The organism is Neisseria sp. CCUG17229 (genome assembly GCF_047839235.1).
Classification (GTDB): domain Bacteria; phylum Pseudomonadota; class Gammaproteobacteria; order Burkholderiales; family Neisseriaceae; genus Neisseria; species Neisseria brasiliensis.
In genome coordinates, this window is record NZ_CP181247.1 from 514,632 (window position 1) to 537,362 (window position 22,731).

General features: G+C 48.8%; 15 protein-coding genes. 10 read left to right on the forward strand and 5 right to left on the reverse strand.

Annotated elements, in window-relative coordinates; genetic code table 11:
• A complete protein-coding gene (gene pilM, locus ACM67B_RS02500; protein ID WP_416190015.1) occupies nt 1-1,095 on the reverse strand; it encodes a type IV pilus assembly protein PilM in 1,095 nt (364 codons plus the stop codon).
• 152 nt (nt 1,096-1,247) lie between these two features.
• On the opposite strand from pilM, the gene ACM67B_RS02505 reads away from it, so the two are divergent.
• Nucleotides 1,248-3,641 (forward strand): penicillin-binding protein 1A, encoded by a 2,394-nt coding sequence (locus ACM67B_RS02505; protein WP_416190016.1) that lies wholly within the window; start codon nt 1,248-1,250, stop codon nt 3,639-3,641.
• 105 nt (nt 3,642-3,746) lie between these two features.
• On the opposite strand, the gene yihA is transcribed toward ACM67B_RS02505, so the two are convergent.
• A complete protein-coding gene (gene yihA, locus ACM67B_RS02510; RefSeq protein ID WP_095502383.1) occupies nt 3,747-4,379 on the reverse strand; it encodes a ribosome biogenesis GTP-binding protein YihA/YsxC in 633 nt (210 codons plus the stop codon).
• 138 nt (nt 4,380-4,517) lie between these two features.
• On the opposite strand from yihA, the gene ACM67B_RS02515 reads away from it, so the two are divergent.
• The 3 genes from ACM67B_RS02515 to ccsB all read left to right on the forward strand — a co-directional run bounded on the left by ACM67B_RS02515 (nt 4,518) and on the right by ccsB (nt 8,511).
• On the forward strand, nt 4,518-5,141 hold the full coding sequence (locus ACM67B_RS02515; protein WP_416190017.1) for a c-type cytochrome: 624 nt from the start codon (nt 4,518-4,520) through the stop codon (nt 5,139-5,141).
• Between the two features lie 234 nt (nt 5,142-5,375).
• Entirely contained in the window at nt 5,376-7,340 is a 1,965-nt protein-coding gene (locus tag ACM67B_RS02520) for a cytochrome c biogenesis protein ResB (protein WP_416190499.1), read from the forward strand.
• The gene (ccsB, locus tag ACM67B_RS02525) at nt 7,324-8,511 is read left to right on the forward strand and encodes a c-type cytochrome biogenesis protein CcsB (protein WP_416190018.1); all 1,188 of its coding nucleotides are present in this window, start codon (nt 7,324-7,326) and stop codon (nt 8,509-8,511) included. Before ACM67B_RS02520 ends, ccsB begins: the two co-directional genes overlap by 17 nt.
• Before the next feature lie 75 nt (nt 8,512-8,586).
• Here ccsB and ACM67B_RS02530 read toward each other — a convergent pair whose 3' ends face one another.
• Nucleotides 8,587-8,958, reverse strand: coding sequence for a hypothetical protein (locus ACM67B_RS02530; RefSeq protein ID WP_416190019.1), 372 nt, complete (start codon nt 8,956-8,958; stop codon nt 8,587-8,589).
• Between the two features lie 277 nt (nt 8,959-9,235).
• Here ACM67B_RS02530 and tsaD point away from each other — a divergent pair, with 277 nt between their 5' ends.
• A complete protein-coding gene (gene tsaD, locus ACM67B_RS02535) occupies nt 9,236-10,303 on the forward strand; it encodes a tRNA (adenosine(37)-N6)-threonylcarbamoyltransferase complex transferase subunit TsaD (protein ID WP_416190020.1) in 1,068 nt (355 codons plus the stop codon).
• Between the two features lie 76 nt (nt 10,304-10,379).
• On the opposite strand, the gene ACM67B_RS02540 is transcribed toward tsaD, so the two are convergent.
• Nucleotides 10,380-11,186, reverse strand: coding sequence for a DsbC family protein (locus ACM67B_RS02540; RefSeq protein ID WP_416190021.1), 807 nt, complete (start codon nt 11,184-11,186; stop codon nt 10,380-10,382).
• Between the two features lie 153 nt (nt 11,187-11,339).
• Here ACM67B_RS02540 and ACM67B_RS02545 point away from each other — a divergent pair, with 153 nt between their 5' ends.
• On the forward strand, nt 11,340-13,508 hold the full coding sequence (locus ACM67B_RS02545; RefSeq protein WP_416190022.1) for a primosomal protein N': 2,169 nt from the start codon (nt 11,340-11,342) through the stop codon (nt 13,506-13,508).
• Nucleotides 13,509-13,631: 123 nt separating this feature from the next.
• Here ACM67B_RS02545 and ACM67B_RS02550 read toward each other — a convergent pair whose 3' ends face one another.
• A complete protein-coding gene (locus tag ACM67B_RS02550) occupies nt 13,632-15,365 on the reverse strand; it encodes a SulP family inorganic anion transporter (protein ID WP_416190023.1) in 1,734 nt (577 codons plus the stop codon).
• 93 nt (nt 15,366-15,458) lie between these two features.
• Here ACM67B_RS02550 and ACM67B_RS02555 point away from each other — a divergent pair, with 93 nt between their 5' ends.
• The 4 genes from ACM67B_RS02555 (at nt 15,459) to cas3 (ending at nt 22,725) form a co-directional block, all read left to right on the forward strand.
• Nucleotides 15,459-16,334, forward strand: coding sequence for an MBL fold metallo-hydrolase (locus tag ACM67B_RS02555; RefSeq protein WP_416190024.1), 876 nt, complete (start codon nt 15,459-15,461; stop codon nt 16,332-16,334).
• A 190-nt stretch (nt 16,335-16,524) separates the two neighbouring features.
• A complete protein-coding gene (dacB, locus tag ACM67B_RS02560; protein ID WP_416190025.1) occupies nt 16,525-17,937 on the forward strand; it encodes a D-alanyl-D-alanine carboxypeptidase/D-alanyl-D-alanine-endopeptidase in 1,413 nt (470 codons plus the stop codon).
• A 666-nt stretch (nt 17,938-18,603) separates the two neighbouring features.
• Nucleotides 18,604-20,121: a sodium/proline symporter PutP gene (gene putP, locus ACM67B_RS02565; protein WP_416190026.1), complete on the forward strand. Its 1,518-nt coding sequence runs from the start codon at nt 18,604-18,606 to the stop codon at nt 20,119-20,121.
• Between the two features lie 171 nt (nt 20,122-20,292).
• Nucleotides 20,293-22,725: a CRISPR-associated helicase Cas3' gene (gene cas3, locus ACM67B_RS02570; protein ID WP_416190027.1), complete on the forward strand. Its 2,433-nt coding sequence runs from the start codon at nt 20,293-20,295 to the stop codon at nt 22,723-22,725.
• The last annotated feature ends 6 nt before the right edge of the window (nt 22,726-22,731 follow it).

The following is a 22,731-nucleotide window of genomic DNA, read 5'->3' on the forward strand; positions in this document are numbered from 1 at the left end:
TTACAATCCCCTTAAAGCTAATCCGAAAGCCATGGTTAATGATGGCGCATCTATTTGTAATTGTGGTAAATCTACTTTGCTGCTTCGTTCAGTGTAGGTTACTGGATGAACGCATTGGGTCGGCGTATTGGTTTGCGAGAAAATGCTTTCGGCTAAACCGTTTTGCTGAGAAGGTGCGCCTGTGAGCAAAATATGTTTGACGTTGGAGAAGGTCTCCGTGTTTTGCGTGGTGTAGTAAAACTGCAAGACACGTTGCACTTCTTGCGCAACCTGCACGTTGAAACGGTCGGCAATTTGGGTTTGGTAATCTGATGGCTGGGTTGCTGCTACCATCATTTGCGCCGCTTTTTCTTCGGTAACCTGATAAGTGCGCTGGATTAATTGATTTAATTGTTCGGCGCTGACCGGTGTTTCTTGTTTGTAGAGGATTTGACCGTTTTGCATAATCAGCGCATACATTTGTGTGGCATAGATGCCGAATACGGCGATTTTTTCATTGGTCAATTCAGGCGCATGGTGGTTGATCCAATAGGCATAAGCATTGCGCTGTGCCAATAAATCCAAATCCATGGCAGACAAACCCATACCTGCATTTTCAAACATCTCAATGCGCGGTTCGATGTCATCTTTTCTGGAAGCTACCAGCAGCATGTGCTGACCGGCAGGGGAAACGGAAGTACCGGTTACTTGGTAGTCGTAGTTCATCTCTTCAACCGGACCGATTTGGGACACTTCGGATTCAGCAAAATCTTCCAAATCTAAATCAGTTTGTTTCGGGTTGTAGATAATTTTTTCTACGGTTGCGGTGCTTTGCGGAATAGCGGCAACGAAATTTTTGCAAGAGGTGCGCAGTTGGGTGTAGCTATGTTGCAAATAAGTAACAAGTTGCTCGTAATCTTGAATGGTATTACCATAAATAATATTTTGGGGTATTTGTGTAATGACATATTTTTCCAGTTGGATTTGGTTTAAACTATACAGGGATAATTGAACCATCTTGATTGCATATTGGCTGATGTCGATGCCGATGGCCGAGTGATTATTCAATGAGGTGGGTTTTGTAGAAAATGATTTGTTTTTGTTAAACAAGCGCATAAGATAAATTCCCTGTATTATGAATAGGAATGCAATAATTTTTTAACCTTGCAAATGAGTGCTTAGGTAGCATGAAGGTGAATTTTTGATAAAACCACTTACTGATTTTAATTTGATTTACTGCGTTTCATTAGCAAAATATTTGATTGGTCATGATTAAAAAGATTATAACAACTTGTATTGGGTTGCTCCTCGGATTGGTGCTTTTTGGTATTGGGCTGGTTGCCATAGCAATTTTGGTTACTTATCCGAAGCTGCCTTCATTAGACACGTTACAGCACTATCAACCCAAAATGCCGCTTACCGTCTATTCCTCGGATGGTGAGGTAATTGGTTTATATGGTGAAGAGCGTCGGGAATTTACAAAAATCGAAGAGTTTCCGAAGGTGCTCAAAGATGCTGTGGTGGCGGCGGAAGACAAACGATTTTACGAACACTGGGGTGTGGATGTGATAGGTGTGGCCCGCGCCGTGGTCGGGAACTTAGTTGCAGGAGGTGTGCGATCAGGAGCGAGTACCATCACACAGCAGGTTGCCAAAAATTTTTATTTGAGCAGCGAGCGTACCTTCACCCGTAAATTTAACGAAGCATTACTGGCCTATAAAATTGAACAGTCGCTGAGTAAAGATCAGATTTTGGAATTGTATTTCAATCAAATCTATTTGGGTCAACGTTCCTATGGTTTTACTTCAGCGGCGCAAATCTATTTCAACAAAAGTGTAAAAGATTTATCTTTGGCCGAAGCAACCATGCTGGCGGGCTTGCCTAAAGCGCCTTCTGCATACAATCCGATTGTGAATCCGGAGCGGGCCAAAATCCGTCAGGCATATATTTTGAATAATATGCTTGAAGAAGGCATGATCACCATGCAGCAGCGAGACCAGGCGTTGAAAGAAGAACTGCATTATGAGCGTTTTGTTCAGAAAATCGACCAAAGTGCACTGTATGTAGCTGAGATGGTCCGCCAAGAGTTGTATGAGAAATATGGTGAAGATGCCTACACCCAGGGCTTTAGGGTGTATACCACTGTCAGTACCGATCATCAAAAAGCGGCAACGACTGCGTTGCGGCGTGCTTTACGCAATTTTGATCGTGGCAGCAGCTATCGCGGTGCGGAAAATTTTATTGATTTATCTAAAGTGGATGATGTGGAAGATGCGGTCAGCCAGCATCTTTCCACACTTTATACGGTAGACAGTATGGTGCCGGCAGTGGTGTTGGAAACGGCGAAGAAAAGTGTACAGATTCAATTGCCAAGCGGCCGTAAAGTAACGTTGAATAGTGCGGCATTAGGTTTTGCTGCGCGTGCAGTAGAAAATAAAAAAATGGGTGATGACCGTATTCGGCGTGGTTCGATTATCCGCGTGAAAGGCAGCGGTGACAGTTGGCGTGTGGTTCAAGAGCCGCTGCTGCAAGGTGCGCTGGTATCGTTGGATGCACAAACTGGTGCAGTACGCGCTTTGGTGGGCGGTTATGATTACCACAGCAAAACGTTTAACCGTGCTACTCAAGCCATGCGTCAACCGGGTTCAACGTTCAAGCCATTCGTGTATTCTGCGGCATTGGCAAAAGGTATGACGGCATCAACCCAAGTGAATGACGCGCCGATTTCCTTGCCGGGAAAAGGCCCTAACGGCACGGTATGGACACCGAAAAATTCAGACGGCCGCTACTCGGGCTATATTACTTTGCGCCAAGCGTTGACTGCTTCAAAAAATATGGTTTCTATCCGTATTTTAATGTCGATTGGTGTGAACTATGCGCAGCAATATATCCAGCGTTTTGGCTTCAAGCCGTCTGAAATTCCGCCAACATTGTCGATGGCCTTGGGTACCGGTGAAACCACGCCGTTGCGCATGGCAGAAGGTTATGCTGTATTTGCCAATGGCGGTTACCGCGTATCGGCGCATGTGATTGATAAGATTTACGACAGCCAAGGCCGCTTGCGTGCGCAGATGCAGCCGTTGGTGGCTGGAGAAAATGCGCCGCAGGCAATTGATCCGCGTAATGCGTATATCATGTATAAAATTATGCAGGATGTGGTGCGTTCCGGTACGGCGCGCAGTGCAAATGCTTTAGGTCGTTCGGATATTGCTGGCAAAACCGGCACGACTAACGACAATAAAGATGCATGGTTTATCGGTTTCAATCCGAGTGTGGTTACGGCGGTATATATCGGTTTCGACAAACCGAAGAGCATGGGACGTGCAGGCTATGGCGGTACAATTGCTGTGCCGGTATGGGTTGAGTACATGCGCTTTGCACTGAAAGGTACGAAAGCAACAGGCATGAAAGCCCCGGAAGGAATGGTCACTAAAAACGGTGAATATTACATGCGGGAGCGTCAGGTAACCAGCAGTGATTTGTCGCTGGATAATAGAGGCAGCGTACCGCGTAATAATGCTGCGCCACGACGTGCTAGTCCTAGTGCTGCCGAAACGCGGAGACAAACGAATGAAGCAACACCGTCCGAGCCGGTAGAAAAGCCTTTGCCACCTACCAGTAGTCATGATGGCGGCAACAAACAGTTGGATTCGTTGTTTTGATGATGTGAAAGGCCGTCTGAAACGTTTCAGACGGCCTTGTTTTTATTATTTGCCCGTGATTTGCGGTTTATCAATACCGCATGGGCTACACTTGGTTACAATATTTTAATCGTTTGATTGCATTCCGGCTATTTCTGCATGATGATGGGCAAACCATTCGCCAACAACTTGATTTACTTCCTCAATGCCTTGTTTTTTTAAGCTGGAAAAGAGTTGAATGCTGATGCGTTGGCGTTCCATGTAAGGTTTGAGCGATTTTTTTACCACACCCAGCGTTTTAATTTGGTCGTTTTTGGAAAGTTTGTCGGCTTTTGACAACAGAATATGCACCGGTCGGCCGGTAATATGGAAAAAGTCCAACATCTGAATATCCAAGGCTTTTAACGGATGGCGGGCATCCATAATCAGTACTAAACCAATGAGCTGATGGCGGGTCTGTAAATAGTCCCCTAAGAGTTTCACCCAGTGCGCACGGATGGCTTCCGGTACTTGTGCATAGCCGTAGCCGGGTAGGTCGACCATGAAGTTGCCGTTGGTCAGCTCAAAGAAATTGATGTGTTGCGTGCGGCCGGGGGTTTTGGAAACATAAGCCAAGCGCACATGATTGGTAAGTGTGTTAATCGCGCTGGATTTGCCCGCATTACTGCGTCCGACAAAGGCGATTTCGGCCGGTGTGTCGGGTAAATCTTTCAAATGATTAACGGTGGTGAAGAATTTTGCGTTTTGGAAGAGATTCATAGTAGTAATTTAATGTAAATTTAGTATAGAATACCATGTTTATAGAATCATCGGTTTTAATCCGGTAAAAATATATCCGGTATTTGAGTATAAAAAAGGCATTGTTTCGCTACGCAATGCTGTAATCAGGAGCACTCCATGAAACGATTCACTTTATTGGCTTTAGCCTTGGCAGCTGGTGCGGTAACAGCTGCGCCAAAAGCCGATGTGGCAAAAGGCAAAGAAATTGCAAACAACGTTTGTGCGGCGTGTCACGCTGCCGACGGTAACAGCGGTATTGCCATGTATCCGAAAGTATCTGCCCAACACGAGGCTTATATTTTCCAACAAACGCTGGATATTAAAGAAGGTAAACGTATCCACGGTTCTGCTGCGGCAATGAAACCTTTGGTGATGGGTTTGTCTGAGCAAGACATCCGCGATGTGTCTGCTTTCTATGCTAAGCAACAAGCCAAACCGGGTGAAACCAATCCGAAAGAAAATGCGGAATTGGGTGCGAAAATTTTCCGTGGCGGTATTGCGGATAAGAAAGTACCGGCTTGTATGTCATGCCACGGCCCGAGCGGTGCAGGTATGCCGGGCGGTGGTGCCGATATTATCGCCTATCCGCGCATTGGTGGTCAGCACAAAGCCTATATCGTGGCACAAATGCAGGCTTACCAATCTGATCAGCGTGAAAACGCGATGATGCAGGATATTGCCAAACGCATGTCGGCTGAAGAATTGGAAGCAGTAGGTAACTTCATTCAAGGTCTGCATTAATTTGCACGATTACGCGATTGCATAATAAGGCCGTCTGAAAGAATTTGATTTCAGACGGCCTTAAGCACATACGGTAACAAATCATTTAAAATAATTATCAATATTTTCTGATTAATTGTACTCAATGATTTATACTGTATTTTTAAAGTTGTTGTATAGAATCTACATTTTATGAGCACTACTTCAAAACCCGTTCCGTTTATCCGTCGGCCATGGTTTGCTTTTTTAAGCTCCATGCGCTTTGCCGTTGCCCTGTTGAGCTTGTTGGGCGTGGCTTCGATTATTGGTACGGTGTTGCAGCAAAATCAGCCGCAAGTGAACTATGTGGTGAAATTCGGCCCGTTTTGGTCGCAGATTTTCGGTTTCTTGGGCTTGTACGATGTGTATGCATCGCTTTGGTTTGTCATCATCATGCTGTTTTTGGTGATTTCAACCGGTTTGTGTCTGATTCGCAATGTGCCACCGTTTTTGCGTGAGATTAAATCCTTTCGTGAAAATGCCAAAGAGAAATCACTGGCGGCCATGCGCCATTCTACAGAGCTGGAGCAGAACATTTCACCTGACGTGGCGCAGCGCTATTTGGAAGTGCAGGGCTTTTCTGCTAAAACCGTGCAGCGTGATGACGGCTCGGTATTGGTGGCAGCCAAAAAAGGCGCAATGAACAAATGGGGCTATATTTTTGCCCACGTTGCGCTGATTGTGATTTGTATCGGTGGCTTGATTGACAGTAATTTGTTGCTCAAAGTGGGTATGCTCACCGGCCGTATTGTGCCGGACAACAATGCCATGTACGCCAAAGATTTTAAGCCGGAAAGTGTGTTGAGCACCGCTAATCCGTCTTTCCGCGGCAACGTCAATATCAACGAAGGGCAGAGCGCCGATGTGGTGTTTGTGAATGCGGATAGTGGCATGCTGGTGCAGGATTTGCCGTTTGAAGTGAAGCTGAAAAAATTCCACATCGATTTCTACGATACCGGCATGCCGAAAGACTTCGCCAGCGATTTGGAAGTGACTGACAAAGCCACTGGCGAAAAAATCGAACAAACCATCCGCGTTAACCATCCGCTGACTTTGCACGGCATCACCATTTACCAAGCCAGCTTTGCCGATGGCGGCTCGGATTTGAAATTTAAAGCGTGGAGCTTGAGCGATCCAAGTCGCCAATCGATTGAGCTGAAAGCCACGTCGATGCGCGATTTTCCGTTTAATATCGGCGATACCTCATACCGCTTGGAATTCGATCAGTTTACGGCCATGAACGTTGAAGACATGAGTAAGCCGTCTGAAAAAGCGGATGCCGGTTTGCAGGGCACGATTAACGATGTGCGCGCCGTATCGCAGGAAAACAAAAAATTCACCAACATCGGCCCATCGATTATCTACCGCTTGCGAGACAGCGCAGGGCAGGCCGTAGAATATAAAAACTACATGCTGCCGATTAAGCAGGAAGAAGATTATTTCTTCATCACCGGCACGCGCGCAGGCTTGGCGCAACAATACCGTTGGCTGCGTATCCCGATGGATAAAAGCGGCAAAGTTGATACCTTTATGGCTTTGCGCGAGTTGCTGAAAGACGAAGCCGAGCGCAAAAAAGTGGTGCAGCAGGCCACGCTTGGCGCGCCGTCTGAAATCAGTGAGCAGTTTAAGCAGGCAGCGACCAATACCTTGAGTATTTTTGCACAAGGCGGCTATTTGGCCTTGGATGAGTTTGTTACGAAAAACATTCCAAAAGAGCAGCAGGAAAAAATGCAGGGCTATTTCTATCAAATGCTGTTTGGCGTGATGAATGCTGCCGTTGATGAAACCCTGAAAAAATATAATTTACCCACTTGGCCGCAAGATGACGCGCGTAATCGTTTTGTACTGCACAGCATGGATGCCTACACCGGCTTGACCGAATATCCGGCGCCGATGTTGCTGCAACTTGACGGCTATACCGAAGTGCGCTCATCAGGCTTGCAGATGACGCGTTCGCCGGGCGCATCATTGGTGTATTTAGGCTCGGTTTTGCTGGTGCTGGGCACGATTTTCATGTTCTACATTCGTGAAAAACGCGCATGGCTGCTGTTTTCAGACGGCCGCATCCGCTTTGCCATGTCATCAAGCCGTAACGAGCGCGATTTACAAAAAGAATTTCCGCAACACACCCAGCGTTTGCAACAGCTGGCGAAGGATTTAAACCATGACCACACAAAATAAAGCCGTGCCTGAACACGAGCTCTTAACACACAAATCATTCATGCGCAGCCTGAATGCCTTGGATTGGGGCTTTGCTTTAGTCATTGCCGCCATTGCCTATTTTGCGCAAACCCACGTCGGCCATCACATGGATATTTACGAGATGGTGATTTTGTGGACAAGCGCGGGCATTGCCATTTTCTTGGGCTGGTTTTTCAAACCGATGCGCTGGTATATCGTGCTGTGTTTGGCCTTGGCGTATGCGGCAGTGAATTTGTACGCGGGCGACATCAAGAATGCAGACAGCTTCTTGCTGAAATATTTCCTAAGCAGCCAATCGGCGATTATGTGGCAATGCGCGTTTGTGTTTTTTGCGCTGTTTGCCTACATTGCCGGCGCAATTATTGCCAACCGCCAACATCAGGAAACTAATACCTTGCTCGGCATGGGCACAGTATTCGGCTGGATTTCTGCGGTGGCCGGCTTTACCGGTTTGTTGGTTCGCTGGCATGAAAGCTATTTGCTGCGTCCGGATGCCGGTCATATTCCGGTATCCAACCTGTATGAAGTGTTTATTTTGTTCTTGGTGATTACCGGTTTGATGTATGTGTATTACGAAGGCCGTTTTGCCGTGCAGAAGCTGGGCGGGTTCGTTTATACCTTTATGGCGGTGGTGGTGTGTTTTGTGTTGTGGTACAGCATTTCGCGTGAAGCGCACACCATTCAGCCTTTGATTCCAGCCTTGCAGTCGTGGTGGATGAAGATTCACGTTCCGGCCAACTTTATCGGCTACGGCGCATTCTGTATTGCCGCCATGTTGGGTGTGGCGGAACTGTGGTCGTTGCGCAGCGAAGAGAAGGGCAAGAAATCATGGTTGCCTGCTTCGCAAGTGATTGAAGAAGTGATGTATAAAGCGATTGCTGTCGGTTTCTTGTTTTTCACCATCGCGACGATTCTCGGCGCTTTGTGGGCAGCAGATGCATGGGGCCGCTACTGGAGCTGGGACCCGAAAGAAACATGGGCGTTTATCGTGTGGTTGAACTACGCGGTTTGGTTGCACTTACGCTTGGTGGCCGGTTGGCGTGGCCGTGTATTGGCTTGGTGGGCGATTATCGGCTTGTTTGTCACCGCCTTTGCCTTTATTGGCGTGAACATGTTCTTGAGTGGTTTACACTCGTACGGTACGCTGTAAATTTTATCATAAAGGCCGTCTGAAACAGATTATGTTTCAGACGGCCTTTTATCATTTTAAATGGATTCAATCCAATTAGTTTTTATCCAAGTCCAAATCGGCTTTATATTCGATACGGCCATGGTCTTTGTCTTCGATTGATACGTCTAATTCATGATTGCCGCGTTTGAATTTCAAATCGGCATCGTCGCGTTTGATTTCAGATTCAACCACTTTAAAGCCTTTGCGTTTAGCGTGGGCAATCACTTTTTTGGCTAATGCAGGAATTGAAGTATTGCGTGAAGACAGTTCGGCTTCGTATTCAAATTCGCCATTACCTTGACGATCGGCTTTGATGGTTTTCGCGCCGGCAGGTTTGTAGATTTCAGACGGCACTGGTGCGGCAAACGCGCTGGCTGAAAACAGAGCCAAAATACCGGTCAACATCAAAGATTTGGTTTTATTCATGATAGATTCCTTTTCTTCAAGGGTATTAAATTTGTGATGTAGCGGATTGTAGCGCCAGCCTGAAAAAATCGGCAAGCGGCTAAACCAGCTTTTACCTTGGCGGATTTTCTTACCATTTGGCTTAAGAATCTTTGCAAAATCTGCGGAAACTTACGCAAATTGCTGCGCATAAATCAGTAAAAAACTAAGCTTTAAATATAGTCTTCATCAATGTGCGCAGCAAGCAAGATTAAAATCGGCTAAAATACAGCATTATTTTTTCAGACGGCCTTAAGTTATGTTGGTATTGGGAATCGAATCTTCTTGTGATGAAACCGGTGTTGCCTTGTATGACACCGAACGCGGCTTGCTGGCGCATCATCTGCACACGCAAATGGCCATGCATGCCGAATATGGCGGCGTGGTGCCTGAATTGGCCAGCCGTGACCATATCCGCCGCGTGGTGCCGCTTACCGAAGGCGCGTTGCAGGAAGCCGGTGTCGGCTATGACGATATTGATGCGGTGGCCTTTACCCAAGGGCCGGGCTTGGGCGGCGCATTGTTGGCCGGTTCCAGCTATGCGAATGCCTTGGCCTTTGCGCTTAATAAGCCGGTGATTCCGGTGCACCATTTGGAAGGGCATTTATTGTCGCCGTTGTTGGCGGATGAAAAACCGGCATTTCCGTTTGTCGCCTTGCTGGTGTCGGGCGGCCACACGCAATTTATGGCGGTGCGCGGTATTGGCGATTACACGCTGCTGGGCGAAAGCGTGGATGACGCAGCAGGCGAAGCGTTTGATAAAACCGCCAAGCTGCTGGGTTTGCCGTATCCGGGCGGGGCGAAATTGTCGGAGTTGGCTAAATTAGGCACGCCTGATGCGTTTACCTTTCCGCGCCCGATGCTGCATTCGCACGATTTGCAAATGAGCTTTTCCGGCTTGAAAACCGCCGTGTTGACTGCGGTGGAAAAAGTACGCGCGGAAACGGGCAGCGATGAGATTCCCGAGCAAACGCGCAACGACATTTGCCGAGCGTTTCAAGATGCGGTGGTCGATGTGTTGATTGTCAAATCGAAAAAAGCCTTGCTGGATACCGGATTCCGCACCTTGGTGGTGGCCGGTGGTGTGGGGGCAAACTGGAAGCTTCGCGACGAATTCAGTCGCTTGAGTGTAACCATGCCGTCTGAAAAAGGTAAGCCGAAACCAAAAGAAGAAGCGGTAAACGTGTTTTTCCCGCCGATGGCTTATTGCACCGATAACGGCGCGATGATTGCCTTTGCCGGTGCCATGCGTTTGCAGGATAGGCAACAGGCAGCCGGTTTTAATGTCAAACCGCGCTGGCCACTGTCGGATATTGTGAAAGCGTGATGCTTTCACCTGATTGAACAAAAAGGCCGTCTGAAATCAAATTCTTTCAGACGGCCTTTCCTGTATCTAAACCAAATTATTTTTGGTTTTTCTCAATAATTTCTTTCAGCTGCGGCATCGGGCTGTAACCGCTTTGCGTGCGGCCGTTCGGGAACACGATGGTCGGTGTGCCGGTGAAGCCCAGTTGCTCGCCTAAAGACATGGTTTCGGCGACCGGATTGTCGCAAGCTTTGGCGGCAGGCGGGGTTTTGCCTTCGCGCATCCATTCTGTCCATGCTTTGGTGGCGTTTGGTTGGCACCAGATGTTTTCGGCTTTGCGCTGCGCATCAGGGTGCAGGCTGGCGATTGGCATCATGAAGTTGTAAATCGTGATGTCGGTCATTTTGGCAAATTCGTGCTCCAAGCGTTTGCAGAACGGGCAATCCGGATCGCTGAACACGGCTACTTTTAATTTGCCGTTGCCACGCACTTCTTTAATCGCTTTATCCAAAGGCAGGCTGTCGAAATCAATCTTGTTCAATTCCGCTGCACGCTCGTCGGTCAGGCTCGCGCGCGAGTTCACGTCAATCAAATCGCCGACCAGCATGTAATCGCCTTTTGAGTCGGTGTAGATAATTTGATTGCCGCTCACAACCACTTCATACACGCCTTGCATCGGGGTTTCGCCCACGCTCATCACTTTCAAATCCTGCGCTTCATACACTTTTTCCAGCTTGGTTTTCAGTGATTCGGCTACGCTTTTATCGGCGGCTTTCGGTGCGGCAGCAGAAGCGGCTGCAGCAGGAGCGGAAGCGGCGCCTTTATTGGTCACGGTGGTTTGGCCGCAGGCAACCAAAGGCAGCATGGCCAATGGCAGTAAGGTGTTGATTAATTTTAATTTCATGTTGCTCTGAATGAGAATGTAAAAACCGCATTGTAGCAAAACTCGGCGCACTATGCAGATAAGTTTATTGCTGTGTGGCTTACTGATAAAATGGCTTTTTTCAGGCCGTCTGAAACATCAGGCGCGCAAAACCCAAACTAATTGATTTAAATCATGATTTATCATCATATTGCCCTTAATGTACCGCTTTCAGACGGCCTGTTGACCTATGCGCACCACGAAGCCTTGCCGGTTGGCACGCGCGTGGTGGTGCCGTTTCGCAACAAACCGCAAGTCGGCATGGTGTGGGCAAACGATGTCATGCCCGATATTGATGTGCGCAAGATTCAAAGCGTTCAGACGGCCTTTAGCGATGAACCGCCGCTACCGGAAGATTGGCGCGCATTGTTGGCGTTTACCGCGCGCTATTACCATTATCCGCTGGGGCAGGCCGTGTTCACCGCGTTGCCGCAAGGCTTGAAGGAAACCAAGCCTGTGGCCATGCCCGAGCCGCCGCTGTTTTACCGCTTAAACGAATGCGGCAGGGTGCAAACGCCGCCGCCCGAGCGCTTCCATAAAAAACGCGCCGTGTGGGAGGCTTTGCTTTCAGACGGCCTTACCTTATCCGTGTTGAAAAAAATCCATGCCCAAGCAGAAAAATTGTTAGATGAATGGGCGGAACCAGGCTGGATAGACGCGTTTCACTCCGCCGCACCAAAATTGATGCCGTCTGAACACATGTTAAACGCCGAGCAGCAACACGCTTCGCAGCAGATTCAGACGGCCTTCGGGCAGTTTCAACCGTTTTTGCTCTACGGCATCACCGGCAGCGGCAAAACCGAAGTGTATTTCGATGCGATTGCCCAAGTGTTGGCGAAGGGGAAACAGGTGTTGTTTTTACTGCCCGAAATCAATTTGACGCCGCAGCTGTTGAAGCGCGTGCAAAATCGTTTTGCCGATGTGCCGACCGCTGTGTTACACAGCCAAACCGCCGCCGGCAAGCGCACGCAGGATTATTTGCGCGCGATGTCGGGGCAGGCGCAATTGGTGATTGGCACGCGGCTGGCGGTGTTTACGCCGATGAGCGACATCGGTCTGATTGTGGTCGATGAAGAACATGATTCGTCGTTCAAACAAGACAACGAATTGCGCTACCATGCGCGTGATTTGGCGGTGTGGCGGGCGAAACAGGCCGATTGCCCGATTGTGTTGGGCAGCGCGACGCCGAGTCTGGAAAGCTGGCACAAAGCGCAGAGCGGTGCTTATCAGCTGCTTGAATTGACCGAACGCGCCCACACCGCCGCGCAGTTGCCGCAAGTGGAGATTTTAAACGTAGGCCGTCTGAAACTCGACAACGGCTTTTCGCCGCAAGCCTTGAAATTGCTACAGCAAAATTTTGAAGCGGGCGGCATGTCGCTGGTGTATCTCAACCGCCGCGGCTTTTCACCGGCCTTGTTTTGCGGCGATTGCGGCCATACCTTTGGCTGCCCGAACTGTTCGGCCAAAATGGTGTTGCACCAACGCGCGCGGCAATTGCGCTGCCACCATTGCGACCACCGTGAGCCTGTGCCTTACAAATGCCCCGATTGCGGCAATCAGGATTTGACCGCCGTCGGCCACGGCACGCAGCGCGTGGAAGAAACGCTGCGAAACTTCCTGCCGCAAGCCAAAGTGGTGCGCGTGGATCGCGATAGCACGTCACACAAAGATGATTGGGCGGATTTGTACCAACGCATTGCCGCGGATGATGTGGATATTTTGGTCGGCACACAAATGTTGGCAAAAGGGCACGATTTCGCACGGCTGAATCTGGTGATTGTGCTGAATGCCGATGGCAGCTTATACAGCTCCGATTTCCGTGCGCCCGAACGTTTGTTTGCCGAGCTGATGCAGGTGTCCGGCCGAGCGGGGCGCGCCGACAAAGCAGGGCAGGTGCTGATACAAACGCAATTGCCCGACCATGCCGTATTTGCCGCTGTAAAAGCGCAGGATTACCGCCATTTTGCCGCCAACGAATTGAGCGAACGAGAAATGTTTGCCATGCCGCCATTCGGTTTTCAGACGGCCATCCGCGCCGATGCGCCGAATGTGGCGCAGGCGATGGATTTTCTAAATGAAATGAAAGCCCTAGTTCAGCCCTTGCTGCAAGAGAGCGTGACCCAATTCGGCCCCGCGCCCATGCTGATGGTGCGGTTGGCCGAGCGCGAACGGGCGCAGCTTTTTCTGGAATCGGCTTCACGCAAGGATTTGCATCATGCGGTAAGTTTGTGGGTGCAGGTATTGCAACAAAACCGTGACCACAAAATCCGCTGGAGTGTGGATGTGGATGTGCAGGATATGTAGCAATAGTCGTTCCAAATCAAAATAATATAGTGTTACCAGCTTCTTTAAACGATTATATTTTAGACAGATAAAACGAGGCCGTCTGAATCTTCAGACGGCCTTGTTTGCTTGATTCAATGATATTCAAATCATCGGTGACCACACGCTTTCTTCTTTTAACAGGGTATCGACCGCTTCGGCAGTGCTGACAAAAACGCTGCCGGAGAGGCTTTTGATCATCACCGAATGCTGCAGCTTGTCTGCCAACGGGCCTTTGATGTCGGCAAAGTGCAGCGAAATTTGCTGTTTTTGCAAATCATAATTGAGCGCGAGCAGCATTTCTTGTGCGGTTAAGTCGATGTTATTCACGGCAGAAAGCATTAAAATCAAATGTTTGCAGTCGGATTTTTCGGCAAGGGTACGTTCCAAATAATGGCGGACTGGCTGGGCGTTGCCGTAAAACATACTTTCGTCGATGCGCACAATCAGCAGGCTAGTGTATTGCGTGGTTGCGTAGCGCTTGATGCTGCGGAAATGGCCGTCTGCCGTTTGGCCGACAACGGTTAAATGCGGATGGCTTGATTGCCAAATCAAACCGGCAAACGACACCAAAATCCCCAATACCAAACCAATATTCAAACCAAACAGCAACACGCCGAAACAGGCCGTCAGAAATGCGGCGACATCGGTTTTGTCGCTGCGGACGGCGCGTTTGAGCGTGTCCCAATCCATCATGCTGAGAATCGCCACCATGATGTTGGCCGCCAATACGGCATAGGGCAAAGGCTCGAGATAATCGGTCAGCAGCAATAAAAAAGCTGCCATGACACCGACTGAAATGATGCTGGCTAACGGCGTTTGCGCACCGGCATCGACATTCACCGCCGTGCGCGAGAAGCCGCCGACTACAGGGAAACTTTGGAAAAACGCGCCAATCATGTTCGCCCAGCCCAAGCCTTTCAATTCCTGATTGGTGTCGAAGACTTCCTGCCGTTTGCGCGCGCAACTGGCGGCCACGGAATTGCTGGATATAAAGGTAATCAGCGCCATCAAGGCGGCAGTGGGCAAAAGCTGAATGACTTGGTTCAACACATCATGCAGGCCGCCTGAAAATGGCAGCACAAAATGTGGCAGCTTGGCCGGCACATGCTCGATCACGGCAATGCCGCGGTGTTGGAAATCCAATATCAAACTAAACACCACCGCCGCAATCATGATGATTAAAGGCAGCAGGCGCACGATGAATTGGGCGGTTTTGGGTGCAAGCCAATGTGATAACCAGCGGTTGAGATAATAGCGGTTGATAAAAAACAGGCCAAACGCCAGCGCACCGACCATCAATGTCGGCAAATGCAGCGTGTGAATGCGGTTGAGAAAGGCTAAGGCGTAATCGATGATGGTGCTGCCGGAAAGGTTAATACCGACTAAAAATTTGATTTGGCTGATAAAAACCAGAACCGATGCGCCGGTGACAAAACCGGCCGTGACCCCTTGGCTGATAAAGCGGGTAATCCAACCCAAGCGAAACAGCGAAGCCAGCCACAATAATGCGCCCATCAGCAAAGCCAAAAATCCGGCCAAGAGCGCATATTGCTCTGGCGACAGATGTTGGTAGTTTTGCAGTGCATGGGCGGTCATGATGGCGGTCACCGCCACAGGCCCCACCGCATTGACATTGCTCGCACCAATCCACGCATACACCAACACCGGCACAATCGCGCTGTATAAACCATACACCGGCGGCAAACCTGCCAGCGCGGCATAACCCAAGCTTTGCGGAATCACGATGATGCCGACAATCAGTCCGGCCATAATATCTTGGCTCAGACAGCGGCGGTCGTAGCGGCGCAGCCAATCAGGTAGAAAAGATAAAGGCATAGTGAATCTCAACAAAGTCTAAGAATTTTTTATTTTATATATAATAAAAATATAATATAATGGTTCCGTGATGAAATCAATCAGGAGAAAAACATGACCATGCAGATAAAATCGTTTTTGGATCCCGATACAGAAACCTTCAGCCATATTTTGACCGACGAAGGCAGCAAGCTGTGTGCCGTTATCGATCCGGTATTGGATTTTGACCCTAAAGCCGGCCGTGTTTCTTATGATAATGCCGATAAACTGATTGATTTTGTGCGGCAAAACCAGCTGCAGCTTGAATATATCATCGAAACCCACGCCCATGCCGACCATTTATCGGCGGCGCCTTATTTAAAGCGCGAATTGGGCGGGCGTTTGGTCATCGGCAAACACATTGAAAAAGTGCAGAAAGTATTCAAGCCCTTGTTTAATTTGGGCGATGATTTCAAAACCGATGCACGTCAATTCGATATTCTAACTGAAGAGGGCAGCGAACTGTGTTTAGGCAGCTTGCGCATCAAGGCGATCCATGTGCCGGGACATACCCCTGCCGACATGGCGTATCTGGTTTCAGACGGCCTGAAAACGGCGGTGTTTGTCGGCGATACCTTGTTCGCACCCGATGTCGGCACCGCGCGTTGCGATTTCCCCAAAGGCAGCAGCAGCGATTTGTATGATTCCATACAGCGTTTGCTGGCGTTGCCTGATGAAACCGAGCTGTATTTGTGCCATGATTATCCGCCGGAAGAGCGAACGACATACATTGCCAAAACCACTGTGGGTGAACAAAAATGCAGTAATATCCATGTCAAACAAGGTACTGACAAAGCCGCGTTCATCAAAATGCGCGATGAGCGCGATGCCACATTGGCCATGCCGCGCCTGATTTTACCGTCGGTGCAGACCAATATTAATGCCGGCCAATTACCGCAACCGGAAGACAACGGCGTGCGCTATCTGAAAATTCCGCTGAATCAGTTGTAGCTTGTTCAGACGGCGTTTGGGATGGCCGTCTGAAACGCAAAGCCGCAGTGTAGAATATGCGGCTTTGCTGGGGATGCCGTCTGAAATGCTTTATGCGTTTCAGACGGCCTTTTTATGTAAACCAAGACTCAGGCCGTCTGAATGGCTTATAATATTGCCGTTTTACCCAAAACAATCTCTTGAAATCACAATGAAATTACGCGAAAGCCTTACTCTTTTCATGCTCACCGCCTTCTCGTTACCCGCTATGGCCTTAAACTTCGGAAAAATCCCTGCCGATGAAATTTCGGTGTATGTGCAGGATTTGGACACGGGCAAAGTGCAGATTGACCATCGCTCGGGCGTGTCGGTGAATCCGGCTTCCACCATGAAACTGGTGACCGCGTTTGCCGCGTTTCAAGCCTTGGGCAAAGATTACCGCTGGACGACCCATTTCAAAAGTGCGGCGCCTATTGTTGGCGACACGCTCAACGGTGATATTTATTGGGAAGGCAGCGGCGACCCGGTGCTCGATCAAGACGGCCTGATTGCTTTGCAGCAGCAATTGCGCGACCGCGGTATCCGCAATATTGCCGGACAACTGGTGCTCGACCGCAGCCTGTGGGGCGACATCAGAAACAGCAAGGAATTTGCCGCCGACGAAGCCGAGACCTACATGACGCCGCCCGACCCCAACCGCTTGGCGTATAAAGTGGTGGCGGTGAAGGGCGAACGCAGTCCTTTGGGTGATATTGTGTGGACGACCAATCCGCCGCTCCCTAATATCAAGCTCGACAATCAAACCACCATTGTCCCATCTGCTGCCGAATGCAAATCCATCAGCCGCTACATGAGCGGACGATACAGCGGCGGCGCATTGATTATCAGCGGCAATGTGCCGGAAACCTGCTTGAGCGAGACTTTGTATGTGAACATGCTCACGTCGCAAGATTTCGCCCGTCGCAGTTTTATCAATCAATGGCGCGCTGGCGGCGGCTCGATTTCAGACGGCCTGAAAGTCGCGGCCACGCCGTCTGAAGCCAAGACCTTAGCCAGCTTGCAATCCAAGCCTTTGAGCGAGATTTTGGTGGATATGAACAAGTTTTCCAATAATCTGATTGCGCGTTCGGTGTTTTTAAAACTGGGGCAAGACAAGGATTTACATGAAGCCTTACACCGCGCTGATTCGGCGGTGAAGCTGGAATTGGGCATGGCGGGTGTGGATACCACCAATTTGGTGCTGGAAAACGGCTCGGGCTTGTCGCGCAAAGAACGCGTGACCGCGAAAATGATGGGGCAATTATTGGAACAAGCCTATTTCAGCCGCTATAAAGACGAGTTTATCAACACTCTGCCGATTGCCGGTGTCGACGGCACGCTGAAAACGCGTTTGAAACAAGCCGGCGACAGCCTGCGCTTGAAAACTGGCACACTCAAAAACGTGCGCGCGCTGGCCGGCTATTGGCTGGGGAAAGAGCCTAAAATTATTGTGGTGATGATCAACAGCCCGAATTCGGATGCTTATGTGAAAGATATGGATAGGCTGGTGTCAGAAATTGTTTTGCCCGGCGGCAAAAGTTGGGTGGCATTAGGTAACACTTGCGAAGTGCGGCAAGATGTTTGATTGGGTTGAATTTATATAACAAGCCGTCTGAAACCATGGGGTTTCAGACGGCTTGTTTGTCAATTTAAAAGCTTCACAAAGATTGAGACCTTTACAAAATCTCATGAATACCAATAAAACTCTACTAGCCGTCATTCCCGCGCAGGCGGGAATCCATCTCAACGTTTAAGAACCTTGTTTTATTCAATAGCTTGCTATGCTGAAAAATGGATTCCCGCCTGCGCGGGAATACGTAGGTTTTTTATGCGCGGGCGTTTAGAGAGGTTTTGCAAAGATTTTAGATTGCTTCTGTTGTTCAATTACTTTTTATTTCAAATAATTAGCTAAAAGCAAGGAAGATAGTTTCATGTTGGGTGCGAAAATAAAGCCGGTTGATTTTTCGGTAAATATTTGTTTTATTTATAAAATTGAATAGATTTTATTCGATTATCAAAAAAATCATGGCTGGTCGCTTTGCAAGGCGCGGGAATTGCGGTATGCTGAAACCAAATATTTACAAATCTTGATGTAATTTAAACATATCTAATTGTAAATGAAATAAATTTGTCTTGAATGTGCATGAAAAACGCATAAAAGCCAAGTTGTTGTTTTTTTTAACAAAAGAAAAAAGCCCAGATCTGAATCTGCTTATCAAAAGTAAGTTTATTAAAAATGAGGAGCGATAACATGAATCCCATGTATATCACGTTTGGTTTATACCTTGTGGCGGTGTTGCTGATTGGCTTGGCCGCTTATTTTTCCACCCGCAACTTTGACGACTATATTCTCGGTGGCCGCAGCTTAGGCCCTTATGTGACGGCGATGTCGGCAGGTGCATCCGATATGTCGGGCTGGCTGTTGATGGGCTTGCCGGGTGCTATTTACGCGGTGGGTTTGAGTGAGGCTTGGATTGCCATCGGCTTGACTATCGGCGCGTGGCTGAACTGGTTGTTTGTGTCCGGTCGTTTACGCGTGCACACCGAATACGCCAACAATGCCTTGACTCTGCCGGATTATTTCTTCCACCGCTTCGGCGCCAAAGGCCAAGCGATGAAAGTGATTTCCGCGATTATTATTCTGTTTTTCTTCACTATTTACTGCGCTTCAGGCGTAGTGGCCGGTGCGCGTTTGTTCCAAAGCCTGTTTGAAGGTATGAGCTACGAAACCGCCATTTGGCTGGGTGCGGGTGCGACCATTGCCTACACCTTTATTGGCGGCTTCTTGGCAGTAAGCTGGACGGATACCGTACAAGCGACCCTGATGCTGTTCGCTCTGATTTTGACGCCGGTGATGGTGTATTTGAGCTTGGGCGGTGCGGAAGAAATGAGCGCGGCAGTGCAAGCCGTAGCTGCAACCACCGGCAAAGAATACGGCAGTCTGTTTGCCGGAACCACCTTCTTGGGCATTATTTCTACCGCCGCATGGGGCTTGGGCTACTTCGGCCAACCGCACATCTTGGCGCGCTTTATGGCGGCTGAAAACGTGCAATCGCTGAAAAGCGCCCGTCGCATCGGCATGACATGGATGATTGTCTGCTTGGCCGGTGCCGTAGCCGTAGGTTATTTCGGTATCGCCTATTTTGGCGGTCATCCTGAACAAGTGGCTGCGATGGAAGGCAACAACGAACGCGTATTCATTGCCTTGGCCACCTTATTGTTTAACCCATGGATCGCCGGTGTGATTTTGAGCGCGATTCTGGCAGCGGTAATGTCCACCTTGTCTTGCCAATTGCTGGTGTGTTCAAGCGCGATTACCGAAGACTTCTACAAAGGCTTCCTGCGCCCTGATGCCGAACAAAAAGAATTGGTATGGGTCGGCCGCATCATGGTATTGGCCGTAGCCGTGATTGCCATTCTGATTGCCGGTAATCCCGACAGTAAAGTCTTGGGCTTAGTGTCTTACGCATGGGCAGGCTTCGGCGCTGCGTTTGGCCCGGTGGTAATCTTATCCGTATTCTGGAAACGCATGACCGCCAATGGCGCATTATGGGGCATGATTACCGGTGCTGTTGTGGTGGTATTGTGGGCAGAGTTTGCCAATCCGGCACTCAAAAACGCCGGCATGGCCACCATGTACGAAATCGTGCCGGGCTTTATCGCCTGCTGGTTGGTGACTTACATTGTGTCACTGATGGGCAAAGAGCCTAGCCGCGAAGTGATTGAGAAATTCGAAAAAGCCGACGCGGATTATCGTGCAGCAAGCTGATTGAAATAAGTAAATGAGGCCGTCTGAAAAGAGATTTTCAGACGGCTTTTTTATGTGTTTTAAATTTTATTTATTTGTTATATTTATAATGAAAATCACGGGGCAAACAGTTACAATGATTTGGTATGAATGTCTGGGATTGTTTGAATATTAGCTGAAAGGAGGAGGGAAGTGAAACAAGCTATTGCGCATGTGCGGCAATCTGATAAAGCCGTGCAATCGGTTGAAACTCATTTGATTGAAACGGCAGAGATTGCTCAGGCTTTGGCAAAAAAGCTGGAATTGTCTGAAGCAGGGGCATTGATGGGTTTAATGCATGATTTTGGAAAATATTCTAGTGCTTTTCAAGAATATATCCGCGCAGTTACCAAGCAGGATCCTGATGCGGATAATGATTATGTGTTGCCTAATGGGAAAAAAATTGACCATTCTACAGCTGGGGCGCAATGGATTTACCGCCGTTTGAAAAAATTCGGGGCACAAAACGGAATCGGCGAGTTGGTCGGGCAAATATTGGGCTTGTGTATTGCTTCGCATCACGGCGAAGGCTTGATTGACTGTTTAAGCATGAACGGTGAAGCGGTGTGGCAAAAACGCTTTGATAAAGAAGATGCATTGACCCATTTAAGCGAATGCGAACAACGTGTTGATAAGGTGGTAAAAATACGGGCGGAAGAACTGGCAGGCGAAAATTTGGTGAAATCGCTATTAAAGCCGCTTGCCGCCATTTGTAAGAACCCTGACAGTAACGACAAAATCAAAGAATTCTATCTCGGCTGTTTAACCCGTTTCCTGTTTAGTTGTCTGATTGATGCCGACCGCATCAACAGCGCCGATTTTGAACGGGAGGAGCAGAAAGACTTACGCCGCCTGAATCAATCCCCTGATTGGCAGCAAGCCATTGATAAATTGGAAACGCATTTGGCAAATTTTGAAATCCGTTATCCGATTGATGAAATCCGCCGTGAGATTTCCGCCACTTGCCTAGAGCGTGCAAATGATCTTCAAGGCATTTACACTTTAACCGTGCCGACAGGCGGCGGTAAAACATTGGCCAGTCTGCGTTACGCCCTTCACCATGCGAAAAAGCACAGTCTTGACCGTATTATCTACATCATTCCCTACACGTCCATTATTGACCAGAATGCTTCTGCCGTGCGAGAGATTTTGGGCGAAGACTGGGTGCTGGAACACCATTCCAACCTTGAACCCGAACAGCAAAACTGGCAAGACAAACTGCTTTCGGAAAACTGGGACAAGCCGATTGTTTTCACCACCATGGTGCAGTTTCTGGATGCCTGGTTCGGCGGCGGTACGCGTGGTGTGCGGCATGTGCATGCGATGACAAAAAGTGTACTGATTTTTGACGAAATCCAAACCTTGCCGGTGAAGTGCGTACATCTGTTTTGCAATGTGCTGAACTGGCTGACGCAATTCGGCAAATCTAGTGCGGTATTGTGCACGGCAACCCAGCCATTACTGGATAAATTGCACAAATCCGATTTGGGGGCGTTAAAGCTGGCGGAAAATGCGGAAATTATGGGACGGAACAAAACGCTGAATCAATTATTTGATGATTTATCGCGCGTGGAAATTCACTATAAGCCAAAGGCGGGCGGTTGGTCGACGGATGAAGCCGGTGCATTCTTGCTGGAACAGTTTCAGACGGCCTCAAGCTGCCTTTTTATCGTCAATACCAAAAAATGGGCGCAGGAGCTGTATCAATATTGCCAACGGCAGGATGTACCGCCCGAAGCCTTATTTCATCTCAGCACTAATCAATGTTCGGTACACCGCAAAGCCATCTTTGATGAAATCAAAGGCCGTCTGAAAAACAAACAACCCGTGATTTGCATTAGCACCCAGCTGATTGAAGCGGGGGTGGATATTTCCATGAGTTGTGTGATTCGAGCCTTGGGCGGGCTGGACAGCATAGCTCAAGCGGCGGGGCGTTGTAACCGTCATGGTGAGAAAGCGGGCAAAGGGCAGGTGTATGTGCTGAACCTGCAAGAGCCGAATTTGGCACGGGTACTGCCCGATATTGACCAAGGGCAGCAAAATGCCGAACGCGTACTGCGCGAATTCGCCGAACAGGATATTTTACAGCCTGATGCCATGCGGCAGTATTTTGAATACTATTTTTATAGTCGCAGCAACGAGATGAGTTATACGGTTAAAGGCAGCACTTCAGGCAGCCTGTTAGACTGGCTTTCCGATAACCGTTTAAACGCCTATGCCGCGAAAAACGACAAACGCCGCCCTAAATTACCGTTGCTGATGCAGTCGTTCAAAAGTGCGGGGAGAGCCTTTCAGGCGATTGACGCACCGACCCGCGCAGTTATCGTGCCTTATAGCAAGGGCAAAAATTTAATCGCCGAACTGTGCGGCGCCTGGAATCCGAAAGAAATGTGCCGCACTTTGACCAAAGCGCAGCGTTACAGCGTGAACGTATTTCCGAATGTGTGGGAAAAGCTGGAAAAAGAACAAGCCGTGCAGGAAGTGCAGGCCGGCTTGGGTATTTATTATTTAAAAGATCGTTATTACAGCGACGAATACGGCTTGTCCGTCGATGAAGTCGGTGCGATGACTTTTTATGAATTGTGATTTAAG